This window comes from Ideonella sp. BN130291 (assembly GCF_036231905.1).
GTDB lineage: Bacteria > Pseudomonadota > Gammaproteobacteria > Burkholderiales > Burkholderiaceae_C > CAMLIZ01.
Genome location: NZ_JAZARE010000001.1, coordinates 431,165 through 454,995 on the forward strand (window position 1 = coordinate 431,165; position 23,831 = coordinate 454,995).

General features: G+C 66.1%; 20 protein-coding genes. 15 read left to right on the forward strand and 5 right to left on the reverse strand.

Annotation, left to right across the window (positions count from 1 at the left end; translation table 11 throughout):
* Positions 1-15: 15 nt before the first annotated feature.
* Positions 16-630, reverse strand: coding sequence for a type VI secretion system lipoprotein TssJ (gene tssJ, locus VPH43_RS02010; RefSeq protein ID WP_328575972.1), 615 nt, complete (start codon positions 628-630; stop codon positions 16-18).
* 369 nt (positions 631-999) lie between these two features.
* Between tssJ and VPH43_RS02015 the strand changes: the two genes are divergently transcribed.
* The 15 genes from VPH43_RS02015 to VPH43_RS02085 all read left to right on the forward strand — a co-directional run bounded on the left by VPH43_RS02015 (position 1,000) and on the right by VPH43_RS02085 (position 20,279).
* Positions 1,000-1,671 (forward strand): hypothetical protein, encoded by a 672-nt coding sequence (locus VPH43_RS02015; RefSeq protein WP_328575973.1) that lies wholly within the window; start codon positions 1,000-1,002, stop codon positions 1,669-1,671.
* Positions 1,672-1,700: 29 nt separating this feature from the next.
* A complete protein-coding gene (tssB, locus tag VPH43_RS02020) occupies positions 1,701-2,207 on the forward strand; it encodes a type VI secretion system contractile sheath small subunit (protein ID WP_328575974.1) in 507 nt (168 codons plus the stop codon).
* 3 nt (positions 2,208-2,210) lie between these two features.
* Positions 2,211-3,698, forward strand: coding sequence for a type VI secretion system contractile sheath large subunit (gene tssC, locus VPH43_RS02025; protein WP_328575975.1), 1,488 nt, complete (start codon positions 2,211-2,213; stop codon positions 3,696-3,698).
* Positions 3,699-3,783: 85 nt separating this feature from the next.
* Positions 3,784-4,335 (forward strand): Hcp family type VI secretion system effector, encoded by a 552-nt coding sequence (locus VPH43_RS02030; protein WP_328575976.1) that lies wholly within the window; start codon positions 3,784-3,786, stop codon positions 4,333-4,335.
* 81 nt (positions 4,336-4,416) lie between these two features.
* Positions 4,417-4,899 (forward strand): type VI secretion system baseplate subunit TssE, encoded by a 483-nt coding sequence (gene tssE / locus VPH43_RS02035; RefSeq protein WP_328575977.1) that lies wholly within the window; start codon positions 4,417-4,419, stop codon positions 4,897-4,899.
* A gap of 5 nt (positions 4,900-4,904) precedes the next feature.
* The gene (gene tssF / locus VPH43_RS02040; protein WP_328575978.1) at positions 4,905-6,758 is read left to right on the forward strand and encodes a type VI secretion system baseplate subunit TssF; all 1,854 of its coding nucleotides are present in this window, start codon (positions 4,905-4,907) and stop codon (positions 6,756-6,758) included.
* Positions 6,722-7,786: a type VI secretion system baseplate subunit TssG gene (tssG, locus tag VPH43_RS02045; protein WP_328575979.1), complete on the forward strand. Its 1,065-nt coding sequence runs from the start codon at positions 6,722-6,724 to the stop codon at positions 7,784-7,786. Before tssF ends, tssG begins: the two co-directional genes overlap by 37 nt.
* Before the next feature lie 10 nt (positions 7,787-7,796).
* On the forward strand, positions 7,797-10,490 hold the full coding sequence (tssH, locus tag VPH43_RS02050; RefSeq protein WP_328575980.1) for a type VI secretion system ATPase TssH: 2,694 nt from the start codon (positions 7,797-7,799) through the stop codon (positions 10,488-10,490).
* The gene (locus VPH43_RS02055) at positions 10,490-13,327 is read left to right on the forward strand and encodes a type VI secretion system Vgr family protein (protein WP_328575981.1); all 2,838 of its coding nucleotides are present in this window, start codon (positions 10,490-10,492) and stop codon (positions 13,325-13,327) included. The genes tssH and VPH43_RS02055 overlap by 1 nt, the downstream gene beginning before the upstream one ends.
* A 4-nt stretch (positions 13,328-13,331) precedes the next feature.
* A complete protein-coding gene (locus tag VPH43_RS02060; protein ID WP_328575982.1) occupies positions 13,332-14,171 on the forward strand; it encodes a hypothetical protein in 840 nt (279 codons plus the stop codon).
* A gap of 6 nt (positions 14,172-14,177) precedes the next feature.
* Positions 14,178-16,793 carry a T6SS effector BTH_I2691 family protein gene (locus VPH43_RS02065; protein WP_328575983.1) on the forward strand — a complete coding sequence of 872 codons (2,616 nt, stop codon included), beginning with the start codon at positions 14,178-14,180 and terminating at the stop codon, positions 16,791-16,793.
* A 2-nt stretch (positions 16,794-16,795) separates the two neighbouring features.
* Positions 16,796-17,821, forward strand: coding sequence for a DUF6708 domain-containing protein (locus VPH43_RS02070; RefSeq protein ID WP_328575984.1), 1,026 nt, complete (start codon positions 16,796-16,798; stop codon positions 17,819-17,821).
* 81 nt (positions 17,822-17,902) lie between these two features.
* On the forward strand, positions 17,903-18,592 hold the full coding sequence (locus VPH43_RS02075) for a hypothetical protein (protein WP_328575985.1): 690 nt from the start codon (positions 17,903-17,905) through the stop codon (positions 18,590-18,592).
* Between the two features lie 34 nt (positions 18,593-18,626).
* Positions 18,627-19,619, forward strand: a complete 993-nt coding sequence (locus VPH43_RS02080; protein WP_328575986.1) for a hypothetical protein — start codon at positions 18,627-18,629, stop codon at positions 19,617-19,619.
* Positions 19,620-19,646: 27 nt separating this feature from the next.
* Positions 19,647-20,279 (forward strand): hypothetical protein, encoded by a 633-nt coding sequence (locus VPH43_RS02085; RefSeq protein WP_328575987.1) that lies wholly within the window; start codon positions 19,647-19,649, stop codon positions 20,277-20,279.
* On the opposite strand, the gene bioF is transcribed toward VPH43_RS02085, so the two are convergent.
* Genes bioF through VPH43_RS02105 form a run of 4 tightly spaced genes read right to left on the reverse strand, consistent with a single transcriptional unit; the run spans position 20,280 to position 23,812 of the window.
* A complete protein-coding gene (bioF, locus tag VPH43_RS02090; RefSeq protein ID WP_328575988.1) occupies positions 20,280-21,467 on the reverse strand; it encodes an 8-amino-7-oxononanoate synthase in 1,188 nt (395 codons plus the stop codon).
* Positions 21,460-22,134 carry a dethiobiotin synthase gene (bioD, locus tag VPH43_RS02095; protein WP_328575989.1) on the reverse strand — a complete coding sequence of 225 codons (675 nt, stop codon included), beginning with the start codon at positions 22,132-22,134 and terminating at the stop codon, positions 21,460-21,462. Before bioD ends, bioF begins: the two co-directional genes overlap by 8 nt.
* Positions 22,131-23,456, reverse strand: coding sequence for an adenosylmethionine--8-amino-7-oxononanoate transaminase (gene bioA, locus VPH43_RS02100; protein WP_328575990.1), 1,326 nt, complete (start codon positions 23,454-23,456; stop codon positions 22,131-22,133). The genes bioD and bioA overlap by 4 nt, the downstream gene beginning before the upstream one ends.
* Positions 23,453-23,812, reverse strand: coding sequence for a 6-pyruvoyl trahydropterin synthase family protein (locus VPH43_RS02105; RefSeq protein ID WP_328575991.1), 360 nt, complete (start codon positions 23,810-23,812; stop codon positions 23,453-23,455). Before VPH43_RS02105 ends, bioA begins: the two co-directional genes overlap by 4 nt.
* Between the last annotated feature and the right edge of the window lie 19 nt (positions 23,813-23,831).

The window sequence follows — 23,831 nt, forward strand, 5'->3', positions numbered from 1 at the left end:
CGCACACGCTGCCGTTCAGGTCTCTCCGCAGCGCGTGCCTCCCAATCGTTGTGCGTCCAGCTGCGTGCCCACCGGCGCGCCTTGCGCGACAGTCAGCGCGCAGCCATGCGCTCCCAGCACCAGACCGCTTTTTTCAGCAGCACCGGCATCGAACACGTACTTCCAGCGCTGTGGCGACGGCGCATTGAACAACGCCACCACGCCCACTGCCACCGCATCGCGCGGCACTTTTTCTTCGGCTTCGTAGCGCTGCCCAGGCACCAGCGTGACCTCGCGCATGTCGAGCACGTCATCACCCAGGACCTCCTTCTCGCGGCCCGGGCTGGCAAAGGCCTCGTAGGGCGCCTGCAAAAAGGCCGCCGTGCTCTTGAGCTTGTAGATCCGCAGCACCAGCGACAGCGGCTTGTGGGCCGCGTCGTGGTTCAGCTCCTGGCCCGCGTGCACCCGCAGGGCCACCTTGCGCGGCAGCCTCAACGCCTCCGCCTGCGGCACCTCAGGCAGCTTGGGGGCCTCGGGCTTTTTCAAGCCAGTGGATTCGAGCAGGCTCTTGGTGAGGTCGCCCAGTGTCTCGTCGGCGACCTTGGTTGCAGCGCACCCTGTCAGCACGGAGAAGGCTGTGACCAAGGGCAACAAACGCAGTGTGCGCGGGGCGATGACGTGAGCTTGAAAAGACAACATCGCAAGGCCGCTCGGAATGCGCTCATGACCACAACAAAGGCGGCGAGTGTAATGACCAGCACCCCTGCGCGAACCCCCCACAAGAGGGGTTCGAAGGCACGAGGTCACACGCTTTACTTTGCTTACTTAAGGACACATAAAACACATCCCCACTTCGAGGGATCGCCTCCCGAAGGGGGATCACAAGGCCACTCGGCGTCGATATATTCCGCTCGCCTTCAACGACATGGAGTTCGTGTCGTGAAGAAGTACAGAAGGTCTTGTTGAGGGAGAAAGCGCGTGTCGCGTGTTGAGTTGTGCACCCCGTCCGGGGCGTTGTCCTTGCGTGTTCCTTTCACACGCGTTCCCCGTGCGGCGCGGCTTGCGTCCATCGTCCTGAGCGGTGCCCTGCTGGTGGCGTGTGCCAATGCGCCCAAGTCCGCAGACGCCGCACCCCCCCCCTACGAGCAACTGCTCGAGGACGGCCGCCAGGCCCAGAAGGCCGGCAACAACGTGCAGGCACTGGAAGCCTGGCGCACCGCCGCCAAGCAGAACCCGTCTGCCAAAGAACCGTGGCTGCGCATGGCGCAGCTGCACTTCGACGCGGCCGACTACGGCAATGCGATCACCGCAGCGCAGGAAGCCATGCAGCGCGACTCCACCGATGCCGTGGCCAACGGCCTGCTGGCCGTGAGCGGCCTGCGCGTGTCGTCCGCCGCGCTGGCGCGCATGCACACCGACAACCTGCAAGGCTCCACGCGCAACGAGGCCGAAACACTGGCCAAGACACTGCGCGAACTGCTCGGAGCGCCGGTGCTCGTGCCGCAGCCGGCCACGGCCTCCACGCCGGCCCCGCGCACCGCCCGTGCCGCGGCGCGCCCCACCGCCGCAGCAGCCTCGGCGGCAGCAGGCGCTGCGCCCAAGGCCGTTGCCGCCAAGCCAACCGACACCGCGCCGGCCGCCAAGCCGGCCGCTCCTGCGCCCTCGCGCGACCCATTCGGCGCGCTGCGCTGAGCCCTCCACCACCAGCCCAGAGAATTCCCATGGCCAAGAAAGACAGCATCCAGAAGCGGCTCGAGCGGGTGCGCCCGCCGCGTGTGCAGCTCACGTACGACGTGGAAAAAGGCGACGCCATCGAGCAGAAGGAACTGCCCTTCGTGATGGGCGTGCTGGGTGACTTTTCCGGCAACCCCAAGGAGCCGCTGCCCAAGCTGCGCGACCGCAAGTTTGTCAACGTCGACCTGGACAACTTCGACGAGGTGATGAAGGGCATCGCCCCGCGCGCCACCTACCGCGTGCCGAACGAGCTGAGCCCCGAGGGCGGTGAATTCGCCGTCGACATGACCTTCGAGAAGCTGGACGACTTCCGCCCGGAGGCCGTGGTGGAAAAGGTGGAGCCGCTGCGCAAGCTGCTGGAAGCCCGCACCAAGCTGGCCGACCTGCGCAACAAGCTCGCCGGCAATGAAAAGCTCGAGGACATCCTCAACGATGTGCTCACCAGCACCGAGAAGCTGGCCGAGCTGAGCAAGACCACCGCGTCCGAGGAATAAGCCATGAACAGCCCCGTACTCGACGCCTCTCGCAGCGCCGGCACCACCGAAGCGCAGAGCCTGCTCGATGACATCGTCGCGCAGAGCAAGGTGGCCGCCTCCACCGCCGAACACCACCGCGCCAAGGACCTGATCTCCGAGCTGGTGAAGGAGGTGCTGCAGGGCACCGTCGTGATGTCGAGCAACCTCTCGGCCACGCTGGATGCGCGTGTCGCCGAACTCGACCGCCTGATCTCCGCGCAACTGTCGGCCGTGATGCACGCGCCGGAGTTCCAGCAGCTCGAAAGCACCTGGACCGGCCTGCACTACCTGTGCAAGCACACGTCCACCGGCGAGTCGATGAAGATCAAGCTGCTGAACGCACCCAAGAAGGACCTGGTGCGCGACTTCAAGACCGCCATCGACTTCGACCAGAGCGCCCTGTTCAAGAAGGTGTACGAAGAAGAATTCGGCACCTTCGGCGGCGCTCCCTTCGGCGCGCTGATCGGCGACTACCAGATCGGCCGCCAGCCGGAAGACGTGTACTTCGCCGAGCAGATGGCCCACGTGGCCGCCGCCGCACACGCGCCCTTCATCTCCGCCGCATCGCCCGAACTCTTCGGCCTGGAAGGCTTCACCGACCTCGGCAAGCCGCGTGACCTGTCCAAGGTGTTCGACACCGTGGAATACGCCAAGTGGAAGTCCTTCCGCGAGTCGGAAGACGCCCGCTACGTCGGCCTCACGCTGCCGCGCTTCCTCGGCCGCCTGCCCTACAACCCCAAGGACGGCACCGTCACCGAGGGCTTCAACTACGTGGAGGATGTGGACGGCACCGACCACTCCAAGTACCTCTGGGTCAACACCGCGTATGCCTTCGGCGCGCGCCTGGTGGCGGCCTTCGAGAGCTACGGCTGGTGCGCAGCGATCCGCGGCGTGGAAGGCGGCGGCCTGGTCGAGGACCTGCCCACCCACACCTTCAAGACCGACGACGGTGAAGTGGCGCTGAAGTGCCCCACCGAGATTTCCATCACCGACCGTCGCGAGAAGGAGCTCAGCGACCTCGGCTTCATCCCGCTGGTGCATTGCAAGAACACCGACTACGCCGCGTTCTTCGGTGCGCAGTCGGCGCAAAAGGCCAAGAAGTACGACAGCGATGCCGCCAACGCCAATGCGTCGCTCTCGGCCCAGCTGCAATACATGTTCGCCGTCTGCCGCATCGCCCACTACATGAAGGCGATGATGCGCGACAAGATCGGCAGCTTTGCCTCGGCCGCCAACGTGGAGGATTTCCTCAACCGCTGGATCGGCCAGTACGTGACCTCCGACGACAACGCCACGCAGGCCGTCAAGGCGCAGTACCCGCTGCGTGAAGCCAGCGTGCAGGTGTCCGAAGTGCCGGGCCGCCCCGGCGTGTACCGCGCCGTGTCCTTCGTGCGCCCGCATTTCCAGCTCGACGAACTCTCGGTCTCGCTGCGCCTGGTGGCTGAGCTGCCCACGGGCGGCAAGGGCTGACCCTCATCCTGATGCAGTACGGCCGGGGTCCCGCTCGACCCTTTTTTCTCGCTCTCTGTAGGGAGCCTCACCAAGTGGAGGATTGATGAAAGATATCTATGTCGTTTTCAAGAACGGCGACATCAAGGGTGAAACCCGCGACGCCAGGCACTCGGCCGACAAGGCCATCGAAGTGCAATCGTGGAGCCACGTGATCCAGCAGCCGAAGTCGGCCACTGCATCCACCGCCGGCGGCCACACGGCCGAGCGCACCGAGCACGGCGAAATGATCTTCACCAAGGACATCGACGCCGCCAGCACCAAGCTGTGGCAAGCGGCGTCCGCCGGTACCGTCTACAAGGACGTCGAGATCTATTTCTACCGCGCCCTGGGCGGCTCTGACACCACGCAGACCGGCAACAAGCGCATCAACTACCTGAAGATCCAGCTCAAGAACGTGCTGGTCAGCAAGGTGGAAACCAACATCGGCGGCGGCAGCTCTGCCAGCGCCGACGAAATCCCCACCGAGACCTTCGGCCTGCGCTACTCCGCCGTGCAGTGGACCTACAACGATTCGCCGCTGGACGGCGCTTCGCAGAAGGCCACGAACGTGTCCGGCATGTGGAACCTGGCCAAGAACGAAGTCAGCTTCAACTGATTTCCTGCGGGGCTTGCCCTGCACCTTAGAAAGAGCGGCACATCGCTGCCGCTCTTTTTTCTTCCCCTCGCTGGACCGTTCATGGCCCGATTTGCGCCGTCCCTGCTGGACCGGCTGCTCGACGACACGCCCGCCGCGCCGGCCGAACATGCCACGCCGCAGGTGTCGCTGGAGCAGCTGAAGGACTCGGTCGTGCGCGACCTGGAGTCGCTGCTCAACGCACGTTGTGGGCTGCACCGCGACACGCTGTCGGCGCACCCGCAGGCCCAACGCTCCATCCTCAGTTTCGGCATGCTGGACTTCTCCAGCATGAGCCTGGCCAACACCGATGAGCGCGACTCGATCTGCCGCGCCATCGAAACCGCCATCACCGCCCATGAGCCGCGCCTGAAGCATGTGCGCGTGGGCCTGGGGCAGGACGGCAGCGCCAACCGGCTGCTGTTCACCATCCAGGCGCTGCTGGTCGTGAACCCGGCGCGCGAGCCGGTGAACTTCAACGCCATGCTGCAGCCGTCGACGCAGCTGTACTCCGTGAGCAAGGCGCGCCGCCCGGCGCTGTCCTGAACACCATGGACGACCTGCTGCACCACTACGAGCGCGAGCTGGCCTTCCTGCGCCAGCGCGCCAAGGGTTTTGCCGAGCGCTACCCCAAGATCGCCGGCCGCTTGCAGGTGTCCACCGAGATCGCGGAGGATCCACACGTCGAACGCATGATCGAATCGTTCGCGCTGCTCACCTCGCGCATCCACAAGCGGCTGGACGACGACTTTCCGCTGTTCACCGAGACCTTCCTCGAAGTCCTCTACCCGCACTACCTGCGGCCGATGCCCTCGGCCTCCATCGTGCAGTTCGACATCGAGGGGGCGCAGTCGCAGATGAGTGCGCCGGCCATCGTGCCGCGCGGCACGCAGCTGCAAAGCAAGCCGGTGCAGGGCGTGAACTGTCGCTTCCGCACCTGCGCCGACGTCACGCTGCTGCCGCTGAAACTGGCCACTGCCGCCTATCGCGCTGCGGTGAGCGCGCCGTCGGGCACACGCCTGCCGGATGGAGCCACTTCCATGCTGTCCTTGCGTTTCGAGCTGCAGTCGTCGCAGCTCACGCTGGGCGGGCTGGAGATGGATCACTTGCGGCTGTACCTGGACGGCGAAGCGGCGCAGGTGAGTGCGCTGCGCGAAGCGCTGGCCGCCCGCGCCGTGGGTGTGATGGTGCAACTCGATGAAGTGGGGCCATGGGCCACGCTGTCCGCCGCTGGCCGGCGTGCCCAGCCCCGGCTGGCCGGCTTCGAGGAGGAAGAAGCGCTGCTGGAGATCGACGCACGCTCGCACCCCGCGTACCGGCTGCTCACCGAGTACTTCGCCTTCCCCGAGAAGTTCAACTTCATCGACCTGCCGTGGCCGCGCGAAGCATTGCGAGGCAGCGCACGCCAGAGCCTCACCTTGCATGTGCTGTTCTCCCAGGTGCGCAGCGACTCGGATCAGTCCCGCCTGCTGGAAGCCGTGTCGCCGCGCCAGTTCGTGCTCGGATGCGCGCCGGTGATCAACCTGTTCAAGCAGCGCGCCGACCCGATTCGCGTCACGCACCAGGCGAGCGCCTACCCGCTGGTGGTCGACGCCCGCCGGGCCTATGGCCACGAGGTGTATTCGATCGACAAGGTGTGGCGGGTGCAGCAGACGCCGCAGGGCGACAGCGTGGTCGAGTTCAAGCCGTTCTACTCGCTGCAGCACACCGACCTCGACAGCGCCGGGGGCCGCTACTGGCATGCACACCGCGACGAATCGATCGCGCAGCAAAGCCCCGGCTACGAAACCGAGCTGTCCATCGTGGACGTGGATTTCAACCCCGCTGCGCCCCACGCCGACACGCTGTCGGTGGAGGTGACCGCCACCAACCGCGACCTGCCCACCTTGCTGGCGATCGGCCACCCAGGCGGCGACCTCACCATGGACGGTGGCAGCGTGGCGCGCGCCATCCGTCTGCTGCGCAAGCCGACGCCCAGTGCGCGCTTCGAGCGCGGGCGTGGGGCCTTGTGGCGCCTGATTTCGCACCTGTCGATCAACCACCTGTCGCTGGCCGCGGGTGGCGCCGACGCGCTGCGCGAAATGATCCGCCTGTACGACCTGACCCGCGGCGCGAGCACGCGGCGGCAGGTCGATGGCATCACCGCGCTGGAATACCGCCCCGCCACCGCCTGGCTGCCGGGGCAGCCGTTTGCCACCTTCGTGCGTGGCATGGAAGTGCGCATCACGGTGGACGAAGAAGCCTTCGTGGGCAGCGGCCTGTCGGTGTTCGTGGAGGTGATGGACCGGTTTTTTGCGCTGTACGTGAACGCCAACAGTTTCACGCAGCTCGTGGTCTTGTCAGACCGCAGTGGGGAGGAGTTGTTCAAGTGTCCGGCACGAAGCGGCGAGAGCCCGTTGGTGTGATCGACCGGCTGCTGGAGCAGCCGTACCGGTTCGAGTTCTTCCAGTCCTTGCGGATGCTGGAGCGCTGGCATGCGCGCAGCGCCGGCACGCCGCGTCGCGAGGTGCTGGGTCAGCACGTGCACTTTCGCAACTCGCTGGCGTTGACCTTTCCGCCCAGCGAGATCGAGTCGCTGCGTGTGTTGCCGCAGCCGCGGCGCACGGACGCTGGCGACGCCAGCGTGCCGGCTGGCCTGCCGGGCGTGGAAATCGTGCCGGCCTTCTTCGGCCTGCTCGGCGTGGGCGGCGCACTACCCCTGTTCTACACCGAGCTCTTCGCCCAGCGGGAGCTCTACCAGAAGGACACCGCCGCCCGCGCCTTCCTCGACGTGTTCCAGCAGCGTGCCGTGTCGCTGTTGTACGAGGCCTGGCGCAAGCACCGCCTGCCGCTGCACTATGAGGAAGACCGGCGCCAGCATTTCCTGCCCGGCGTGCTGGCCCTCACCGGCCTGGGCGCCACGCCGCGCAAACCGGGCAGCGCCGTGTCCGATGAAGCCATCGCCTATTTCGCCGGCACCTTCCAGCAGCGCGCCCGCTCCGCGGTGCAGATGCGGCGCGTGCTGGCCGAGCACTTCGGCGTGGCGGTGCGCATCGACCAGTTCGTGGGGCGCTGGCACAGCCTGCCGCAGGAGGCGCAGACCTCGCTGGGCTTACGCGGTGGCGTGCTGGGGCAGTCAGCCCTGGTGGGCGCGCGCGTCTGGCAGCGCGACCTGCGCCTGCGCATCACGCTGGGGCCGCTCAGCCGGGCCCAGTTCGACGATTTCCTGCCGCAAGGCCGCAGCGCCGCCGCGCTGCGCGAGCTGCTCACGCTCATGTCCGGCATGACGCTGGAATACGAGGTGCAGCTGCTGCTCAAGGCCGAAGAAGCGCCCGCCCTGGTGCTGGGCGCCGGCCCCGCGCCCGCGCGCCTGGGCTGGGACAGTTGGCTGCACGGCACCCCGCCGGCCCGCGCGCTCAACGATGCCCGCTACGACATCCACGCCGCCGCCTAAGAAGTACGACATGACGACCACGCTGAAAACGCTGATTTCCAAGCTGAACGACACCACCCGCAAGGCGGCCGAACGCGCCGCCAGCCTGTGCATGGCCCGCGGCCACTACGAGGTGGACCTGGAGCACCTGTTCCTGGCTTTGCTGGAGCAGCCGCAGAGCGACCTGGCACTGCTGTGCCGGCATTTCGATGTGTCCACCACGGGGCTGCAACGCGACCTGGAGACCGAGATCGGCCGCTTCAAGACCGGCAACAGCCGCACGCCGGTGTTTTCGGCCCACCTGCCCACGTTGCTGGAGCATGCCTGGCTCATCGCCTCGCTGGACGCGCACACCGCCCGCATCCGCAGCGGGCACCTGCTGCTCGCCTTGCTCACCGAGCCCGACCTGCAGCAACTGGCCTTCCGCGGCTCCAAGCTGTTCGTGAAGTTCAAGGCCGATGAACTGAAGCACCGCCTGGCGGAGCTGACCACCGGCTCGGTGGAAACAGTGGATGCGGTCAGCGTGCCGGATGCTGCGGCCGCGGACGACGGCGCCACACCGGCCGGCAACAAGACACCGGCGCTGGACCAGTTCACCACCAACCTCACCCAGCGTGCCAAGGACGGCAAGCTCGATCCGGTGATCGGCCGCGACACCGAGATCCGCCAGGTGATCGACATCCTGATGCGGCGGCGGCAGAACAACCCCATCCTCACCGGCGAAGCAGGCGTGGGCAAGACGGCGGTGGTGGAAGGCCTGGCCCTGCGCATCGCCGCCGGCGACGTGCCGCCTCCCCTGCAAGGCGTGGCGCTGCATGTGCTGGACATGGGCCTGCTGCAGGCCGGTGCGTCGGTGAAGGGCGAGTTCGAAAACCGGCTGAAGAACGTGATCGACGAGGTGAAGAAGAGCGCGCACCCGATCATCCTGTTCATCGACGAGGCGCACACCATGATCGGCGCCGGCGGCCAGGCCGGGCAGAACGACGCAGCCAACCTGCTGAAGCCTGCGCTGGCGCGTGGCGAGCTGCGCACCGTGGCCGCCACCACCTGGAGCGAATACAAGAAGTACTTCGAGAAGGACGCCGCGCTCGCCCGTCGCTTCCAGGTGGTGAAGGTGGAAGAGCCCAGCGAGCCGGTGGCCGCCAGCATGCTGCGTGCGATGGCCGCGCTGATGGAGCAGCACTTCAAGGTGCGGGTGCTCGACGAAGCGATCACCGAAGCCGTGCGCCTGTCGGCGCGCTACATCAGCGGCCGCCAGTTGCCCGACAAGGCGATCAGCGTGCTGGACACCGCCTGCGCCAAGGTAGCGCTGGGCCAGAGCGCCACGCCAGCCGCGATGGAAGACGCCACCAAGCTGCTGGATCGCATCGGCGCGGAAATCAGCGCGCTGGAACGCGAAGCGGCCACCGGCCTGTCGCACGGCGAACGCCTCGCCGAGCTGCGCGCACAACGCGCGGCCAAGCAGGCGGAGCTGCAGGGCTTGAGCCAGCGCTTCGAGCAGGAGAAGGTCCTATCCGAAGAGATTCGTGCGTTGCGCGCCGAGCTGGAGGCCGAGGGCGTGGAAGCACCCGCCACCACGTCGCCCGCGGTGAAATCGCGTGGCAGGAAAGAACCGCCCGCCCCCGCGCTCACGCCCAAGCAGGCCGCGCTGAAAGGCAAGCTCGACGAGCTGGCCGCCATCCAGGGCGACACGCCCATGCTGCCGCTGCAAGTGGACGGCCATGTGGTGGCCGAGATCGTCGCCGCCTGGACCGGCATTCCGCTGGGCAAGATGGTCAAGGACGAGATCAAGACCGTGCGCGAGCTCAAGCCCCTGCTGGAGCAGCGCGTGATCGGCCAGGCGCATGCGCTGGAGGCGGTGGCCCAGCGGGTGCGCACCTCGCGCGCCAACCTGGAAGACCCGAACAAGCCCAAGGGCGTGTTCCTCTTCGTGGGCCCGTCGGGCGTGGGCAAGACCGAGACGGCGCTGGCCCTGGCCGACGTGCTCTATGGCGGCGAGCGCAACCTGATCAGCATCAACATGAGCGAGTACCAGGAGGCGCACAGCGTGTCCGGCCTGAAGGGCTCGCCCCCGGGCTACGTGGGCTATGGCGAGGGCGGCGTGCTGACCGAAGCGGTGCGGCGCAAGCCCTACAGCGTGGTGCTGCTCGACGAAGTGGAGAAGGCCCACCCCGACGTGCTGGAGCTCTTTTTCCAGGTCTTCGACAAGGGGGTGATGGACGATGCCGAAGGCCGGGAGATCGACTTCCGCAACACCATCATCATCTTGACCTCCAACGTCGGTTCCTCGGCAATCATGCAGGCCTGCATCAACAAGCCGGCGGCCGAGCTGCCGGAACCCGACGCGCTGGTGGACGCGCTGCGTCCGCAGCTGTTCAAGGCCTTCAAGCCGGCCTTCCTGGGCCGCATGAAGACGGTGGCGTTCTACCCCATCGCCGACGAGGTGATGCTGTCCATCATCCAGCTCAAGCTCAACCGCATCGCGCAGCGTGTGCGCCACAACCACAAGGCGGAGTTCGTGTTCGACGACAGCCTGGTGGACGCCGTGCTCGCGCGCTGCACCGAGGTGGACTCCGGCGCGCGCAACGTGGACCACATCCTCAACGGCACCCTGCTGCCCGAGCTGGCCGACAGCGTGCTGGGCCGCATGGCCGAGGGTGAAGCGATCAGCCAGATCAAGGTCACCGCGGCCAAGGACGGCCGCTTCAAATACAAGGTGAGCTGATGATGGATCTGGTGCAGCAGATCCTCGATGCACTGGGCCTCGCCGGCCCCGGCCAGCATGAGCGCCTGTTGCGGCTGCATACGCCGCTGGGGCCCGATGTGTTGCTGGCCGAGCGCGCTGAAGTGGTGGAAGGCATTGGCCCGGGGAGCGCCGACCACGCCGGCTTCAGCGTGCGCGTGACCGCGCTGTCTACCGACCCCGCGCTGGACTTCGACGAGCTGATTGGCCAGCCGATGTTGCTGGAGCTGCTGACCGCTGACAGCCGCACTGACCTACGACCCTGGCACGGCCACGTCACCCGCTTTTCCCAGTTGGGCAGCGATGGCGGCCTGACGCGCTACGAGCTGACCGTCGAGCCCTGGCTGGCCTTCCTGCGCTGGCGCACCGACAGCTTCGTGTTCCAGAACATGACTGTCATGCAGATCGTGGAAGCGGTGTTCGCGCGCCACGCGGGCCAGGGCCGGCTGCTGCCTCAGTGGCGCTGGGAACTGGCCGATGCGAGTGTGTATGCCGAGCGCTCGCTGTGCCTGCAGTACCGTGAGACCGACCTCGAATTCGTGCAACGCCTGCTGGCAGAGGAAGGGCTGTTCTGCTGGTTCGAGCATGAGGGCGACGCCAGTGCCGATGGCCTCGGCCAGCACACGCTGGTGATCGCCGACCACAATGGCTGTTTCACCCCGGCGCGGGAGCCGCGTGTGCGCTACACGCAGTCCGGCGCGGCCTCGTTCAGTGAGGACGGCTTGCAGCGCTGGCAGGTTGCGCGGCGCGTGCGCACACATGCGGTCGATCTCTCCAGCGCGGACTACCGCGGCCTCGGGCTGCGCCCGGTGAGCGCGGCCGCTGTCGCCGTGGGCGATGTGGGGCTGACGGCGGTGGACGTGCCGGGTCAATACAGTTACGAAGACAGCGCGCGGGGCGAGCGCCTGGCCGCCATGTGGCTGCAGGCCTTGCAGGCACCAGCGCAGCAGTGGCAGGGCAACGGCAGCGTGCGCGCCATCGCACCAGGCACCACCTTCGAGGTGCTGGACCACCCCCAGGCGCAGCCGGGCCCCCACGTGGCGTTGACGCTCACGCACCGCGCGCGCAACAACCTGAGCGGCGATGTGCAGGCGCAGTTGCAGCGCTGGCTGGGCGACCTGCCGCACTGGGGACGCGTGCATGCCGACTCGCGCGGCCGACGGGCCAACGCCAGTGACGAGCCGCTGTACCGCGTGGAGCTGCGGGCGCAGCCGGCTGCCGTCCCGGTGCGCGCACCCGCCAGCGCCCGCGGCCTGGCGGCGCGGCCCAAGGTGCACGGCACCCAGACTGCCATCGTGGTGGGCCTCGACGCGCCGGTGCACGCCGATCGCGACCACCGCGTGAAGATCCAGTTCCATTGGCAACGCGGCTCTGCATCCAGCCATGGGCTGGACCACGACCAGGGCTGCAATGCACCGGCGTCGGACGCCTCGGGCACCTGGGTAAGGGTGAGCGAGGCGCTGGCCGGCGCCAACTGGGGCAGCCACTTCGTGCCGCGGCTGGGGCAGGAAGTGCTGGTGGGCTTTGCGCACGGGGACATCGACCGGCCGGTGGTGGTGGGTGCCGTCTACAACGGTGTGGGGCAGGCGCAAGCGAACGGTGGCGTGGATGCGCAGGGCAACCAGGTGGCCGCAGGCAACGCCACGGCCACCGGCGACGCGCCCGCATGGTTCCCGGGATCGCAGGCGCAGGGGGCGCTGCAAGGGCATCAGCACACGGCCGTGTTCACCGGCATCAAGAGCCAGGAATTGGCCGCCAGCGCCAACGGCTCCGGCGGCTACAACCAGTGGGTCCTTGACGACACGCCTGGTGCCAACCGCATCGAGCTGTCATCCACCAGCGCCGCCACCCGGCTGCAGCTGGGGCACTTGCTGATGCAGAAGGACAACCAGCGGCTGCAGCCGCGCGGGCACGGCTTCGATGCGGTGTCGGCCGGCTATGGCGCGGTGCGTGCAGGCTCGGGGCTGCTGGTGAGCGCCCATGGGCGCCAGGCCAGCACGACGAGCAGCCAGCAGATGGACAGCCGCGAGGTGCAGGCCTCGCTGCAGACGGCGCAGGAGCTGATGCTGACGCTGGCGGACTCCGCACACCAGCACCAGGCGCAGTTGGGCGCAGAGCCGGCAAGCAAGGAGATGCTGACTGCCAAGGCGAAGGGCGCCCTGCTGACGAGCCTGCAAGCCACCGAGGGCGGCGAAGGCGCCAGCGACGCTGATGAGACAACAGTCGGTGGTGGACAGGGCACCACGGCAGCCTTCGGCAGGCCCGACGTGGCCATGGCCGCCCCGGGTGGCATCGGCACCTTCACGCCAGCCAGCACCATCGCCAGCGCAGGCGCCACCGTGAGCCTGACTGCGGGGCAGGACATGACACTGACTGCCCAACGTCACCACAGCACCATCGCCAAGGACGGCATCGTCTGGTTCACCTACGGCAAGGCGCAGAACGCAAACAAGCCGAATGCCGAGACCGGGATCAAGCTGCATGCGGGCACCGGCAGCGTCAGCGTGCAGGCAGCAAGCGCCAAGAGCTTGTGGGCGGCTGACAAGAAGATCGACGTGGCGTCCACCACGGACGCCGTCACCGTGGGGTCACCGCAGAAGGTACTGCTCAACGGCGGCGGCAGTGCGATGACCATCACGAATGGAAGCATCACGCTCACCACCTCAGGGTCGGCCACCTTTAAGGCGGCGATGAAGGAGTTGACCGGGGCTGGCAGCGCGTCGTCCAACTCGGCCTTGCCACTACCGGGCGAGTTCAAGCCGTGCCAGTTCAGGGTGGCGGCGGCCGCGCAAGCTCACGGTAGCGCAGTTCCTGTCTAGCGCCATGTTGCTGGAGCTTCGGTTCTTCCGCGAACACCCTTTCGCCTTGTTCGATCCCGTGCACTGCGGCGACTCACCGCTGATGGAGGCCCAAGCTGCGCAGGTGCGCCACCCGTCGCTCGAGCTTGCCGACCACCTCGTGCCGAGACTGGTAGATCTGCAGCGTGCGGGCAACGAACTCTTAGACCGTATGCATGACGCGCTCGACCGCCGCAGTGTTGCGTCGGGCAGCCCCGTTTTGGACGGCGCGCTCGACTCTGAAGCGTCTCTTACGGAGCTTGCAAGCCACCTTGGCCATCAGTCCATTCGCAACCTGGGACCCTTTGGGCGGCATCTCGTTCGGGTCTGGGATCCGCTTGTATTGATGCATCTGCTGTGGCTATGGCCCGGGCCGGAGTTGCGCAAACTATTTGGTCCAATACGCAGTTGGGCGCTGTTCCTGCCGAAGGAAGTGGCGGTGATCGACCGCTCCGCGCTTGACGGCCCCGGTGTGACCATCGAGACCACGGACCGCCACCAGGCCGTAATTGACGTGTCCATCATCAACATCGTCCTTCGGGAGATCGATTGGCGCTTTGGCGACATTCCTCGCCTCGGCCGACAGTTGTGGACCCACATCATGCGTGCGCGCCAAGTGCACTCACTTCAGGACGAAACGGACCTCGCCCTCTTTGCGCAACATTCACACCGTTGGGGCACCGGCTTCACCGCACATCCTGAGATTCAACGGGCACTGACGCTGTCATCCGATGGCGAGACACGGTATCGCGACGCGTTGGCCCAGATCGATGAAGGGCGGTGGCGAACTGTCGAGGCCGAGCTGTCGGCTTCTTTAAAGAAATAGCATCTCATGTCTACCACCTGTCCCTTTTGTGAACGCAGTGGCATCCCGCTGCTGCCTGCCCGTCTGGCACTAGCCACCTCGGACAATCCGATGCCGGCGGTGGCGGAACCGTTCGTCTTCAATGCACCGAAGGCCGACAAGGACAACGGACTATTCAAATACGTGCTGCGCACGCTGCGCACCGGCTACCTCTACGTCTATGACGAGGTACGTCGCGAGTGGGCGGGCTATGTGGTCACGCCCGATGGCTACTACTTCCACTTCGATCCCGAGCGCGAGCCCCCGCGCGCCGACACCGTAATCTTTTCTTGCTCGCGAAGCCCAGTGGACAGGGCTCTGGCGTCATGCATCACCGTCAAGCACAGCGCGGCGCTACCCGCGGGCCGCGTCTTCCTGGGATTCAGCGACGTAGCATGGACGCCCGCAGTTTTCGCTCGGCACAAGGATGACGCGTTCCGGCAAAAGGCTATGCGCTGGGTAGATCTGAAGGCTTGGACGGGGAACCACGCGCAAAACTTCTGTGCGCCGATCGATCAAGCCGAGGCCGTGGTGTCGGAGTTCCGCCTTGGCGCGAAGACCGGCGAGGCGCACTATTCGTGGAGTCCGTTTGCCTTCGCGGGCAAAGGCATCACCGGGCCGGACGGCAAGCCGGTACCCTTTGTGAAGGCGATCGCCGAGGCGGCGGCCGCCAAGAGCCAGGAGCGTGTGAAGTCGGGCTTGTCCCCCAGCGGGCTGCAGGCGCACCACGGCGTCATTGTCAGGATCAAGGATCCGGTCGCCATCGCCCGGGAAACGACGCGGCTGCTCCAGTCCAAGACACAAGAGTTTCTGAACCATCCCAGCCGCGTGCGGCAGGTGACTCTTGCCAACCACATCGAGGCGATCAAGGTGGCGGTCGGTGACCAGGCGGTGAAGGACGAGATCGCGGCAGCCGAAACACTGGCGAACGACCAGATGTCCGGCAATCCGCTGGGGCACCTGCTCTTCGAGTCCACACGCCGCCGCACGGAGGACATCCGGCACGTAACTCCGCAGGAAGCGGCGAAGGCGCGCGCCTCCAGCTGGGACAAGTACGCCAAGAAGCTGCGTCCAAACGCGATGGAGGGTTTCACAGAGGTTTTCAAGAAGGATCTGGCCGAATTCGACCGGACCTGGGCCTTCACCTTGGCGGACTTCCACACCAAGTGGATGCAGGACGATTCCACGCACGACTATTTCGATTTCAACTTTGACGCCGCAAGCGTCGCCAATGGCTTCTCCTACCAGGCCCTTGTGAGTCTGTGTATCGAGAACATGGCCGATCAAAAGGCCTTCGTGGAGTGGGCGTCGAAGCTTTTGCCGGGCGACATGCTGGACCGGAAGAACGTGCTGCTACGTGCGCTGGTGGTCAACAACGACGAGCTTGCGAAAAAGGTGGTGGCAGCAGCCAACGCGCCACTCGACTGGCGCACGCCCGGCTGGGAAAACGTGGGGGGCTGGTTCAAGGAAGCATTCGCCGCCGTAGACAAGGCCGCGTACGAGCTATGGGCGGGCGGCAAGGGGCCGGCCGACGTGACAGCTCGGTTCTTCGTGCAGCTGGCGGGGCCGCTGGTCAAGTTCATCGCTCCCCAGTTGCACAGTCCTGGCCTACAGGCCCGTGCAGCGTTGCTGGCAATGGGCGTTACGAGCAATACGCACATCGTGCCTGTCGACGTGGTGGGGTCCAAGGATGCCTTTCGCCGCATGCTGGTCAGGCAATTGGTCAAGAGCACCGGCCAGACGTTCAAAGGCAAACAGCTGGACAAGGCTGTGGCCGATGAACTGCGGCGGCTCGAAGTGGAAGGCGTGCCGATGCACGGCCAGTCGCGCCAGCGATGGCTGATCGCCGTGAATGAACAGACAGCACGGCAGATCGTGTCTGACATGCCGAGGGGTCTGACTCCCACCGAGCGTGCGCGGCGTATCGTGTCGGCGATACAGACGCCAGAGTCGCTGGAGGCAGCCACGTCAAGGAACAAGCTCGGCACAGTGCTCAACATGGAGGTACGCCTGGGCGTCCTCACAGCAATCCTCCAATGCATTTCCTTGAAAAAGGCGATGTCCGACGAAGAGTCGGCAATGCAGCACGAAAGCGAAGAAGTCCGCTGGAAACTGCGTGCCGCCTGGATGGGGTTAGCGGGCACCATCACCGAAACCACCATGGTGGCTGTCGGCAGAATGCCGGCGCTAACGCTGAGAGCGGCGCAGGGGCTGACCGCCGCTCGCGGAGCGGCCGTCGCCGCTAAGGCGGTCGGCATCGCAGGCAAGGTGGCAGGTGCCGCGGCGGGCATCATCGCTGCCTTCTTCGACGCCCTGCATGCGCGGGAGGAGTTCAAGCAGGCGAACTGGAGCATGTTCGGCCTGTACGCCGCATCCGCCGCAACCGGCACAGTGCTCGCTGTCGGGCTGGCTGCCGGCTTGATCTCCGGAGGGGTCGCCATCGTGTTGCTGATCATCCTCGTCGCGCTGGCAGTCATCATCGAGCTGTTCAAAGACAACAAGATCCAAGATTGGCTAGAGCGCACGCTTTGGGGAATCGAGGGCGATCGGTTTGGCTCGATGGAGGTCGAAGTGAAGCAGCTTGAAGTGGCCATCGCAGGCTGACAATGGAATACGACGGCATCGCGGTGAAGTACCCGGTCAACCGACCGTTGACCGGTGAAGAGCGCTTGCGCCACCTTGAAGTGAAGGTCGACACCAAGGCCCCCCCTTCGGAAGCGATGTGCTCCATCTGGCAGAACCCGCAGTGCGCCGAGTTTGTCGACAAGTACTACGCCTGGAAGGGCGCGCTCTGCGCGATATTCCTGGCGCCGTTGGGGGGCATGGTTTGGCTAGCAACGACACTGCCTGCGGCATTTGCGGAAGGGCTCGAAAAGACGCCGGATTCCGAACGATGGATGGCCTGGACGGCTGCCGCGTTCGGCGTGTTGATGTTCGCACTCATCATCGGCCTGTTGGTGTGGGTGGTGCTACGCGAGTCTTTCACGCTGACGCACTTCCCAATCCGGTTCGACCGAAAAAACCGCATGGTCTACGTGTTCCGGCTGAGGCGGCACGGCGACATCTTGCGCGTGCGCTGGGATGATGTTTATTGGCACATCCGCCGCAACAGGAACCGGCAGTTCGGTCGCCACAACTGGTTTCTTGCCGGCCACGTTATGGCCAAGGACCAGAAGACCGTACTCGAGACCTTCGCGTTCGGCCACGTGGGCAGCAGTCCGGAGGACCTCCATCCTCTTTGGGAGTACGTGCGCCGCTTCATGGAAAACGGGCCTTCAGCGGTGCCTGCACCCACGCTGTATCTGCCAATCAAGAGCAGATCCGAAAGGTTCTGGTGGGGAGCGCAGACGATCGTCCTCCACGCGCCGGGTTCCATCGCGGCCGCCCTGCTACTCCTTCCAATCACCGCGCCGGGTGCGGTGGCACGCTGGCTATGCATGCGCACCAACCGCTTGCCAGTGTGGCCGGCTGACATCGACACGGCATGCGGAGCCGACGCCGCGCAACAGCGAACGCCAGTGAGGGCAGCGCAGCCGGAGTACCGAAAGCTAGGCATTTGCCTGGTGGCCGGTCTGCTGATCGATACAGCAATCGGGGCTTGGCTGTATGCGGTCGTTCCCTGGACGACGTAGAACCAATCGCACCAAAACAGCGAACCGACCCTCTCAGCCACTGACAGACTGCCAGTTGAGCTTTAGTCATCCAAGAAAGCTGTGCAGACACTCGCGCTCCACCTAGCGCTGCTCACCGCTGCGACGGCGGGTGTCGCTCACGAACGCTTCACGGACCATAAAGCCTTCTATCAGTACGTGGAACAGACACAGGGGTGGTCGCGGCCCTTCTTTCCGCGCACGGTTGAGGCTGGAACGCCAGCCGACTCCAGCGTGCGCGTGCGCGGGCTTTCCCCAGCCTGGGGTACGGTCAAGATCGGTCGCAACAGCATCCTCATTGCCGGCAGGCGCCTTCCTTGGATGCGTGCTTCTTGGCCGATGAGTCGCCCGATGTCGTTTCGGATGGACATCGAACTCGTGCGGGCGTGGGAACAGCCCAACGAGCCACGTCTGTGCCTTCAGTCACCCGCGGGCGACAGCGGCGGGAGCGCACGCACTCAGCACGTTGTTGTGGTACATCGACCGCGAACACCTGCGACGAGGATGAGGCTGTTCGCTTGGACAAACCCCTATGCGTCGTGCGAATCGCTTTTCTTTGACAAAGAAGGGCGCCTGTTGGTCGGCCTGTTTCAGCTCCAGATGGAGTCGGCGCGCGCCATCAGCTCCGCATCATTCTCGGTGCGCGATTTGATGACCGGACATGAAACCAAGCACTTCGCGCTCACACTGGCAGACGCCGACAACGCCTTCGACTTTTGGGTAACACCGTCCACGGTCCCATCGGCCAGATGACCACCGGCAGAACCGTTGATCGCGAGACAGTTAGTTGAAGATTATTCTGCTTTTGCCATTGCTTGCGAGCTGCATGGCCGCTATGGCACAAGAGCTCGTGCCCAGATCGGCGCAAGATGCGTGCAAGGTGTACTCGCGCACGTCCGAGCCCCAAATGTATGACACGGTCGATCGGTCCGGTCCTGCAGCAGCGCATAACATCAAACCGATCGCTGGGTCACCCCGCCAATACGTTGTCGGAGTAGTCGACGCGCAAGCCTGCGCCGCCATCTCTGCAAAGGATCAGTCGTACTTCATACACTTGAGCCCCTGGTATCGCGCCAGCGACTTCATCACGGACGCGGAGCTCGAGCCCATCGACCACTGGACGACACGGTACTACCTGTCCATCGACAACCGAGTCGAATTTGGCCCCGTGGAGTACTCCGATACTTGGGGCCCGCGTGAGCGATGGTTGGAAAACTCTCAGAGAGAGATCGACCAGTACCGGGTGGACAAAGCGGCCCGACATGTGCAGCTGTTTACCCGAGACGGCCGGTACGTTGACACGACCAATGGCGTCGTCTGGAAGATGCACTTGGCGCCAAATGGAAGCGTCCAACTGAAGGATCCCTCCGGAAAACTGTTGCCGATGTACGGGGGTGTCCCTGAGTGCACACGGGACGCCAGCGGCATGGCGATCTGCGGGCACAAGCGCGAAAGCGCCCCTGAGCACTTCATTTATTCCGCACAGCATGGCCCTTTGCCGAACCCCGTTGCAGCATTCCGTGTTTTGCCACATCGCATCGTCATCACCCGCCGACCTCAAGGCATTCGCCACCCCGAGGACGGTGCTCCCCTGGAAATCTCGGCACGCTTCTCTGACCCGGTGCGGCCGGTCATCTTTGCTTCTGGCGTGCTGTTCAGGGCGACCGCAAAACCGAACCCGAAAGCTGCGTACCGACCGGCCGACTTTGCTCCGAAGGAAACCTGTGTCGCGGATTGCGCCGAACAACTCAGGCTTCAGGGGGAGTTGGAGCGCCATTGAACTTTGAACCGCAAGCGGACACATCACGTGCGCATTCAGCCTCTATTGCTCGTGTGCTCAGCATTGACACTGCTGCATGGGGCAGCCGGGGCGCAACACAAAGGTGGTGGTCGGGCTCTCGAACCGGCCGTCGATCATGAAGGCACAGCGTCCGCATGGAACACTGCGGCCCTTGAAGGGATGAAGCCATCTCGGCTTCCCTTCAGTGTGTATGAGTACATCACCCGTTGTGGCGCGAGCCTTCCCACTGTCAAAGGCGTCCCGCAAGCCACCACAAGGTGCGCACCGACCTACTTTCCTTACGTGGCATCAAGGCAAAGCCGGGGGACCATTGGCAAGCTGGTCGGAGCGCACGCCTATCAAAAAGGCGGCGCACGAAACGACTCGGAAGACGACAACAACCCGGTCGCCAACAACCTTCATCCGGTGTTCCTTGTTTTCCCCCCGCTCGGTGACGTCGTGCTCGTGCGTGTGGATGATGTGGAGCGCGCGGAGGATCGAGACGTGATCAAGGGGGCCTACCTCTCCATCAAGGATGGAAAGGTGGTCGATCAGCTCAACTCGAACTGCAACTTTGACGCCGAGTACGTCTGCACCACGGCGGACACGCAGCGGAAGGTCAGGTTGACGCAGACCGGGAAGTTCGTGCGCCTGGAGTAGTCATCCACCGATCGCGCAGGCAACGTCCTGCAGCGCAGTGCACAAGGCCTTCACATCCTCCATCCGCTGCTCCGCCGACAAGGTAATGCGCAAGCGCGCCGTTCCCACCGGCACCGTCGGTGGCCGGATCGCCGGCACCCAGATGCCGCGCGCTTCCAGCGCCTGCATCACCGCCAGTGCCGTGCCGTTGTCACCCAGCAGCAGCGGCTGGATGGCGGTGATGGACGCGGGCGCCTGCCAAGGCAAGCCGGCCAAGCCGTCACGCAACGCATCGTGCAAGGCCCCCAGCCGCTCGCGCCGCCAGCCCTCGGCCTCGATCACCTTCAGGCTCGCCCGCAAGGCCTCCACGATGGGCGCCGGCGCCGCGGTGGCGAACATGTAGGTGCGGGCGCGCTGCAGCAGCCACTGCATCACCGGCGCACTGCCGGCCACGAAGGCGCCTGACACGCCGGCGGCCTTGCCCAGCGTGGCCATGTAGATCAGGCGCGACATGTGCCGGGACGGCACCAGGCCCCAGTGCGACAGGCTGCCGCGTCCGCCCTCGCCGAGCACGCCGAAGCCGTGGGCGTCGTCCACCATCAGCCAGGCGTCGTGGCGTTCGCACAGCGCCAGCAGTTCGGGGATGGGCGCCAGGTCGCCGTCCATGCTGAACACCGCGTCGGCCAGCACCAGCTTGCGCCGTGCGCCGGCGTGCGCGCTCAGTGCGCGGTCCAGCGCCGTCAGGTCGTTGTGGGGATAGACATGGATGTCCGCGCGCGACAGCCGTGAGCCGTCGATCAGGCAGGCATGGTTCAGCGCGTCGGAAAAGATGGCGTCACCGCGCTCCACCAGCGCGGCCACGCAGCCGGTGTTGGCGGCGTAGCCGGCATAGAAGTAGAGCGCCTTCGGCAGGCCGACGAACTGGGCCAGCTCATGCTCCAGCGCTTCGTGGGCCGGACTGTGGCCACACACCAGCGGGGACGCGGTCGCGCCCACGCCGTAGCGCTCGATAGCGTTGCGCATCGCTTCGGCCAGCGCCGGGTGCTGCGACAAGCCCAGGTAGTCGTTGCTGCAGAACGCCAGGCGCGGCTGGCCATCGACGCGCAGGCGGCCTTCGCCGGCCGGTTCCGCCACGCGGCGGCGGCGCAGCAGCTGTTGCACCTCCAATTGGCCGAGCGCAGGTGTGAAGACGTCGTTGAGGTCAGGCATCGGCGGGCAGCTCCAGGCTCAGGGTGTGTGGCGCCGCGTCGGGCTGCCAAGGCCAGCGGGCCAGCAGCGGCGCGGCGATGCGCCGTTGCAGGAACTCCAGGTTGGCTTCGGGTTCCAGCAGGTCGGGGTCGACCTGGTTCGCCACCCAGCCGGCCAGCCGCAGGCCACGCGCGGCAATCGCTTCCTGCGTGAGCAAGGCGTGGTTCAGGCAACCGAGCCGCAAGCCCACCACCAGGATGACCGGCTGGGCCAGGGCCACCGCCAGGTCGGCACCGGTGAGCGTGTCGGTCAAGGGCACGCAAAAGCCGCCAGCGCCCTCCACCACCACCGCATCGGCGTGCTCCTGCAGTTGCAGGAAGCGCTCGCACAGGAGGTCCACGCTGAGGGTGACCCCTTCGCGCTGCGCCGCGATGTGGGGCGACACCGGTTGGCGCAGCAGGTAGGGGTTGTCCAGCTCGGGCGGCACCGCCACGTCGCTGGCCGCGCGCAGCCCGATCACGTCGTCGTTGTGCCACTGGCCGCTGGAGCCTTGCTCCGCACCGGCTGCCACGGGTTTCATGCCCACCGCCATGTGGCCCATGCGCCGCAAGGTGTGCAGCAGCGCCACGCTGACGCGCGACTTGCCGATCCCGGTGTCGGTGCCGGTGACAAACCAGGCGCGCTTCATGCGGGCAACACCGCTTGCAGGGCGCGCAATGCACCATCGGCCAACTGCTGCATCGCGGGCTCGTCCATCACGTAGGGCGGCATGAAGTACAGCGTGTTGCCGATAGGGCGCAGCAGCAGGCCCCGTTCCAGCGCGGCCTGGTGGTAGCGCGCGGAGAACGACGGATCGTCGGTCTGGATGTCATAGGCCCAGAGCATGCCGAGCTGGCGCGCATGCCGCACGCTGGGGTGGCCGGCGAGCGGCGCAACCAGGTCATTCAGGCGCTGCGCAGTGGCCTGGTTGCGCTCGAACACCGGCTCCTGCTCGAACACATCCAGCACCGCCAGCGCCGCCCGGCACGCCAGCGGGTTGCCCGTGTAGGAGTGCGAATGCAGGAAGCCGCGCGCGGTGCGGTCGTCGTAGAAGCTGTCGTACACGGCGTCGGTGGTCAGCACGGCAGACAGCGGGAGGCTGCCGCCGGTCAGCCCCTTGGACAGGCAGATGAAGTCGGGCCGGATGCCGGCCTGCTGGTGCGCGAACAGGCTGCCGGTGCGGCCGAAGCCCACCGCGATCTCGTCGCAGATGAGGTGCACTTGGTAGCGGGTGCACAGCGCGCGCGCCATGCGCAGGTATTCGGGGTGGTGCATCGCGAAGCCGGCGGCGCACTGCACCAGCGGCTCCACGATGAGGGCGGCGGTGCGATGGTGGTGCTGTTCGAGGTACAGCTCCAGCGCCACGGCCGCACGGCGCGCCACCGCGGCACCGTCTTCGCCCGCGTGGGCACCGCGTGCATCGGGCGCCGGCAAGGCAGCGCTCAAGCGCAGCAGCGGCGCGTACGCCTCGCGAAAGATCGGGATGTCGGTCACCGAGAGCGCGCCCACGGTCTCTCCGTGGTAGCCCCCGGCCAGCCCGACGAATTCGCACTTCTGCGGCTGCCCGAGGTTGCGCCAGCCGTGGGCGCTCATCTTCAACGCAATCTCGGTGGCGCTGGCGCCGTCGCTGCCGTAGAACGCATGCCCCAGGCCCGTCAACGCCTCCAGGCGTTCGGACAGCTCGATCACCGGCTCATGCGTCAGGCCGGCGAGCATCACATGGTCGAGCCGGTCGATCTGGTCCTTCAGAGCCGCACCGATGCCCGCATGGCCGTGGCCAAAGAGGTTGACCCACCAGGAGCTCACGCCGTCGAGGTAGCGCCGGCCTTCGGCGTCGATCAGCCACACGCCATCGGCGCGCACGATGGGCAGCAGCGGTTCGCGCTCGTGGCGCTTCATCTGCGTGCACGGGTGCCACACGGCACGGCGGCTGCGCTCGCTGAGCGCGGCGTTCGACGTCGCGCTGCTCATTGCGGACGGTAGGTGCAACGGTCGCCGCTGGCACTGCGGTAGACGCTGACGGCGCTCACCCCCGGCACCTGTGCGGACACCTGACGATGGATGTACAGGCACAGGTTTTCCAGCGTGGCGGGGCCGAGGCCGGCCACGTCGTCGAGGAAATGATGGTCCAGGGCGTCGCGCACGGCGGCAATGGCGCCGCGCAGTACGGCCAGGTCCACCACCATGCCGTTGCGGTCGGGCACACCACTCACCTGCACCTCGGCGCCGTAGGTATGGCCGTGGATGCGGCGGCTGGATTCAGTTTCCAGCCGCCGCTCCAGGGTGTGGGCGGCCTCGAAGTAGAAGGTCTGGCTCAGTTCGAACATCGGAGCGGGGGAAGTGGAA

Excerpts from the sequence above, each read along its gene's own strand:
- tssB (WP_328575974.1), top strand. The coding sequence starts at position 1,701 with ATGGCCAAGAAAGACAGCATCCAGAAGCGGCTCGAGCGGGTGCGCCCG.
- tssC (WP_328575975.1), top strand. The coding sequence starts at position 2,211 with ATGAACAGCCCCGTACTCGACGCCTCTCGCAGCGCCGGCACCACCGAA.
- VPH43_RS02030 (WP_328575976.1), top strand. The coding sequence starts at position 3,784 with ATGAAAGATATCTATGTCGTTTTCAAGAACGGCGACATCAAGGGTGAA.
- tssE (WP_328575977.1), top strand. The coding sequence starts at position 4,417 with ATGGCCCGATTTGCGCCGTCCCTGCTGGACCGGCTGCTCGACGACACG.
- tssF (WP_328575978.1), top strand. The coding sequence starts at position 4,905 with ATGGACGACCTGCTGCACCACTACGAGCGCGAGCTGGCCTTCCTGCGC.
- tssH (WP_328575980.1), top strand. The coding sequence starts at position 7,797 with ATGACGACCACGCTGAAAACGCTGATTTCCAAGCTGAACGACACCACC.
- VPH43_RS02055 (WP_328575981.1), top strand. The coding sequence starts at position 10,490 with ATGATGGATCTGGTGCAGCAGATCCTCGATGCACTGGGCCTCGCCGGC.
- VPH43_RS02060 (WP_328575982.1), top strand. The coding sequence starts at position 13,332 with ATGTTGCTGGAGCTTCGGTTCTTCCGCGAACACCCTTTCGCCTTGTTC.
- VPH43_RS02065 (WP_328575983.1), top strand. The coding sequence starts at position 14,178 with ATGTCTACCACCTGTCCCTTTTGTGAACGCAGTGGCATCCCGCTGCTG.
- VPH43_RS02070 (WP_328575984.1), top strand. The coding sequence starts at position 16,796 with ATGGAATACGACGGCATCGCGGTGAAGTACCCGGTCAACCGACCGTTG.
- bioF (WP_328575988.1), bottom strand. The coding sequence starts at position 21,467 with ATGCCTGACCTCAACGACGTCTTCACACCTGCGCTCGGCCAATTGGAG.
- bioD (WP_328575989.1), bottom strand. The coding sequence starts at position 22,134 with ATGAAGCGCGCCTGGTTTGTCACCGGCACCGACACCGGGATCGGCAAG.
- bioA (WP_328575990.1), bottom strand. The coding sequence starts at position 23,456 with ATGAGCAGCGCGACGTCGAACGCCGCGCTCAGCGAGCGCAGCCGCCGT.
- VPH43_RS02105 (WP_328575991.1), bottom strand. The coding sequence starts at position 23,812 with ATGTTCGAACTGAGCCAGACCTTCTACTTCGAGGCCGCCCACACCCTG.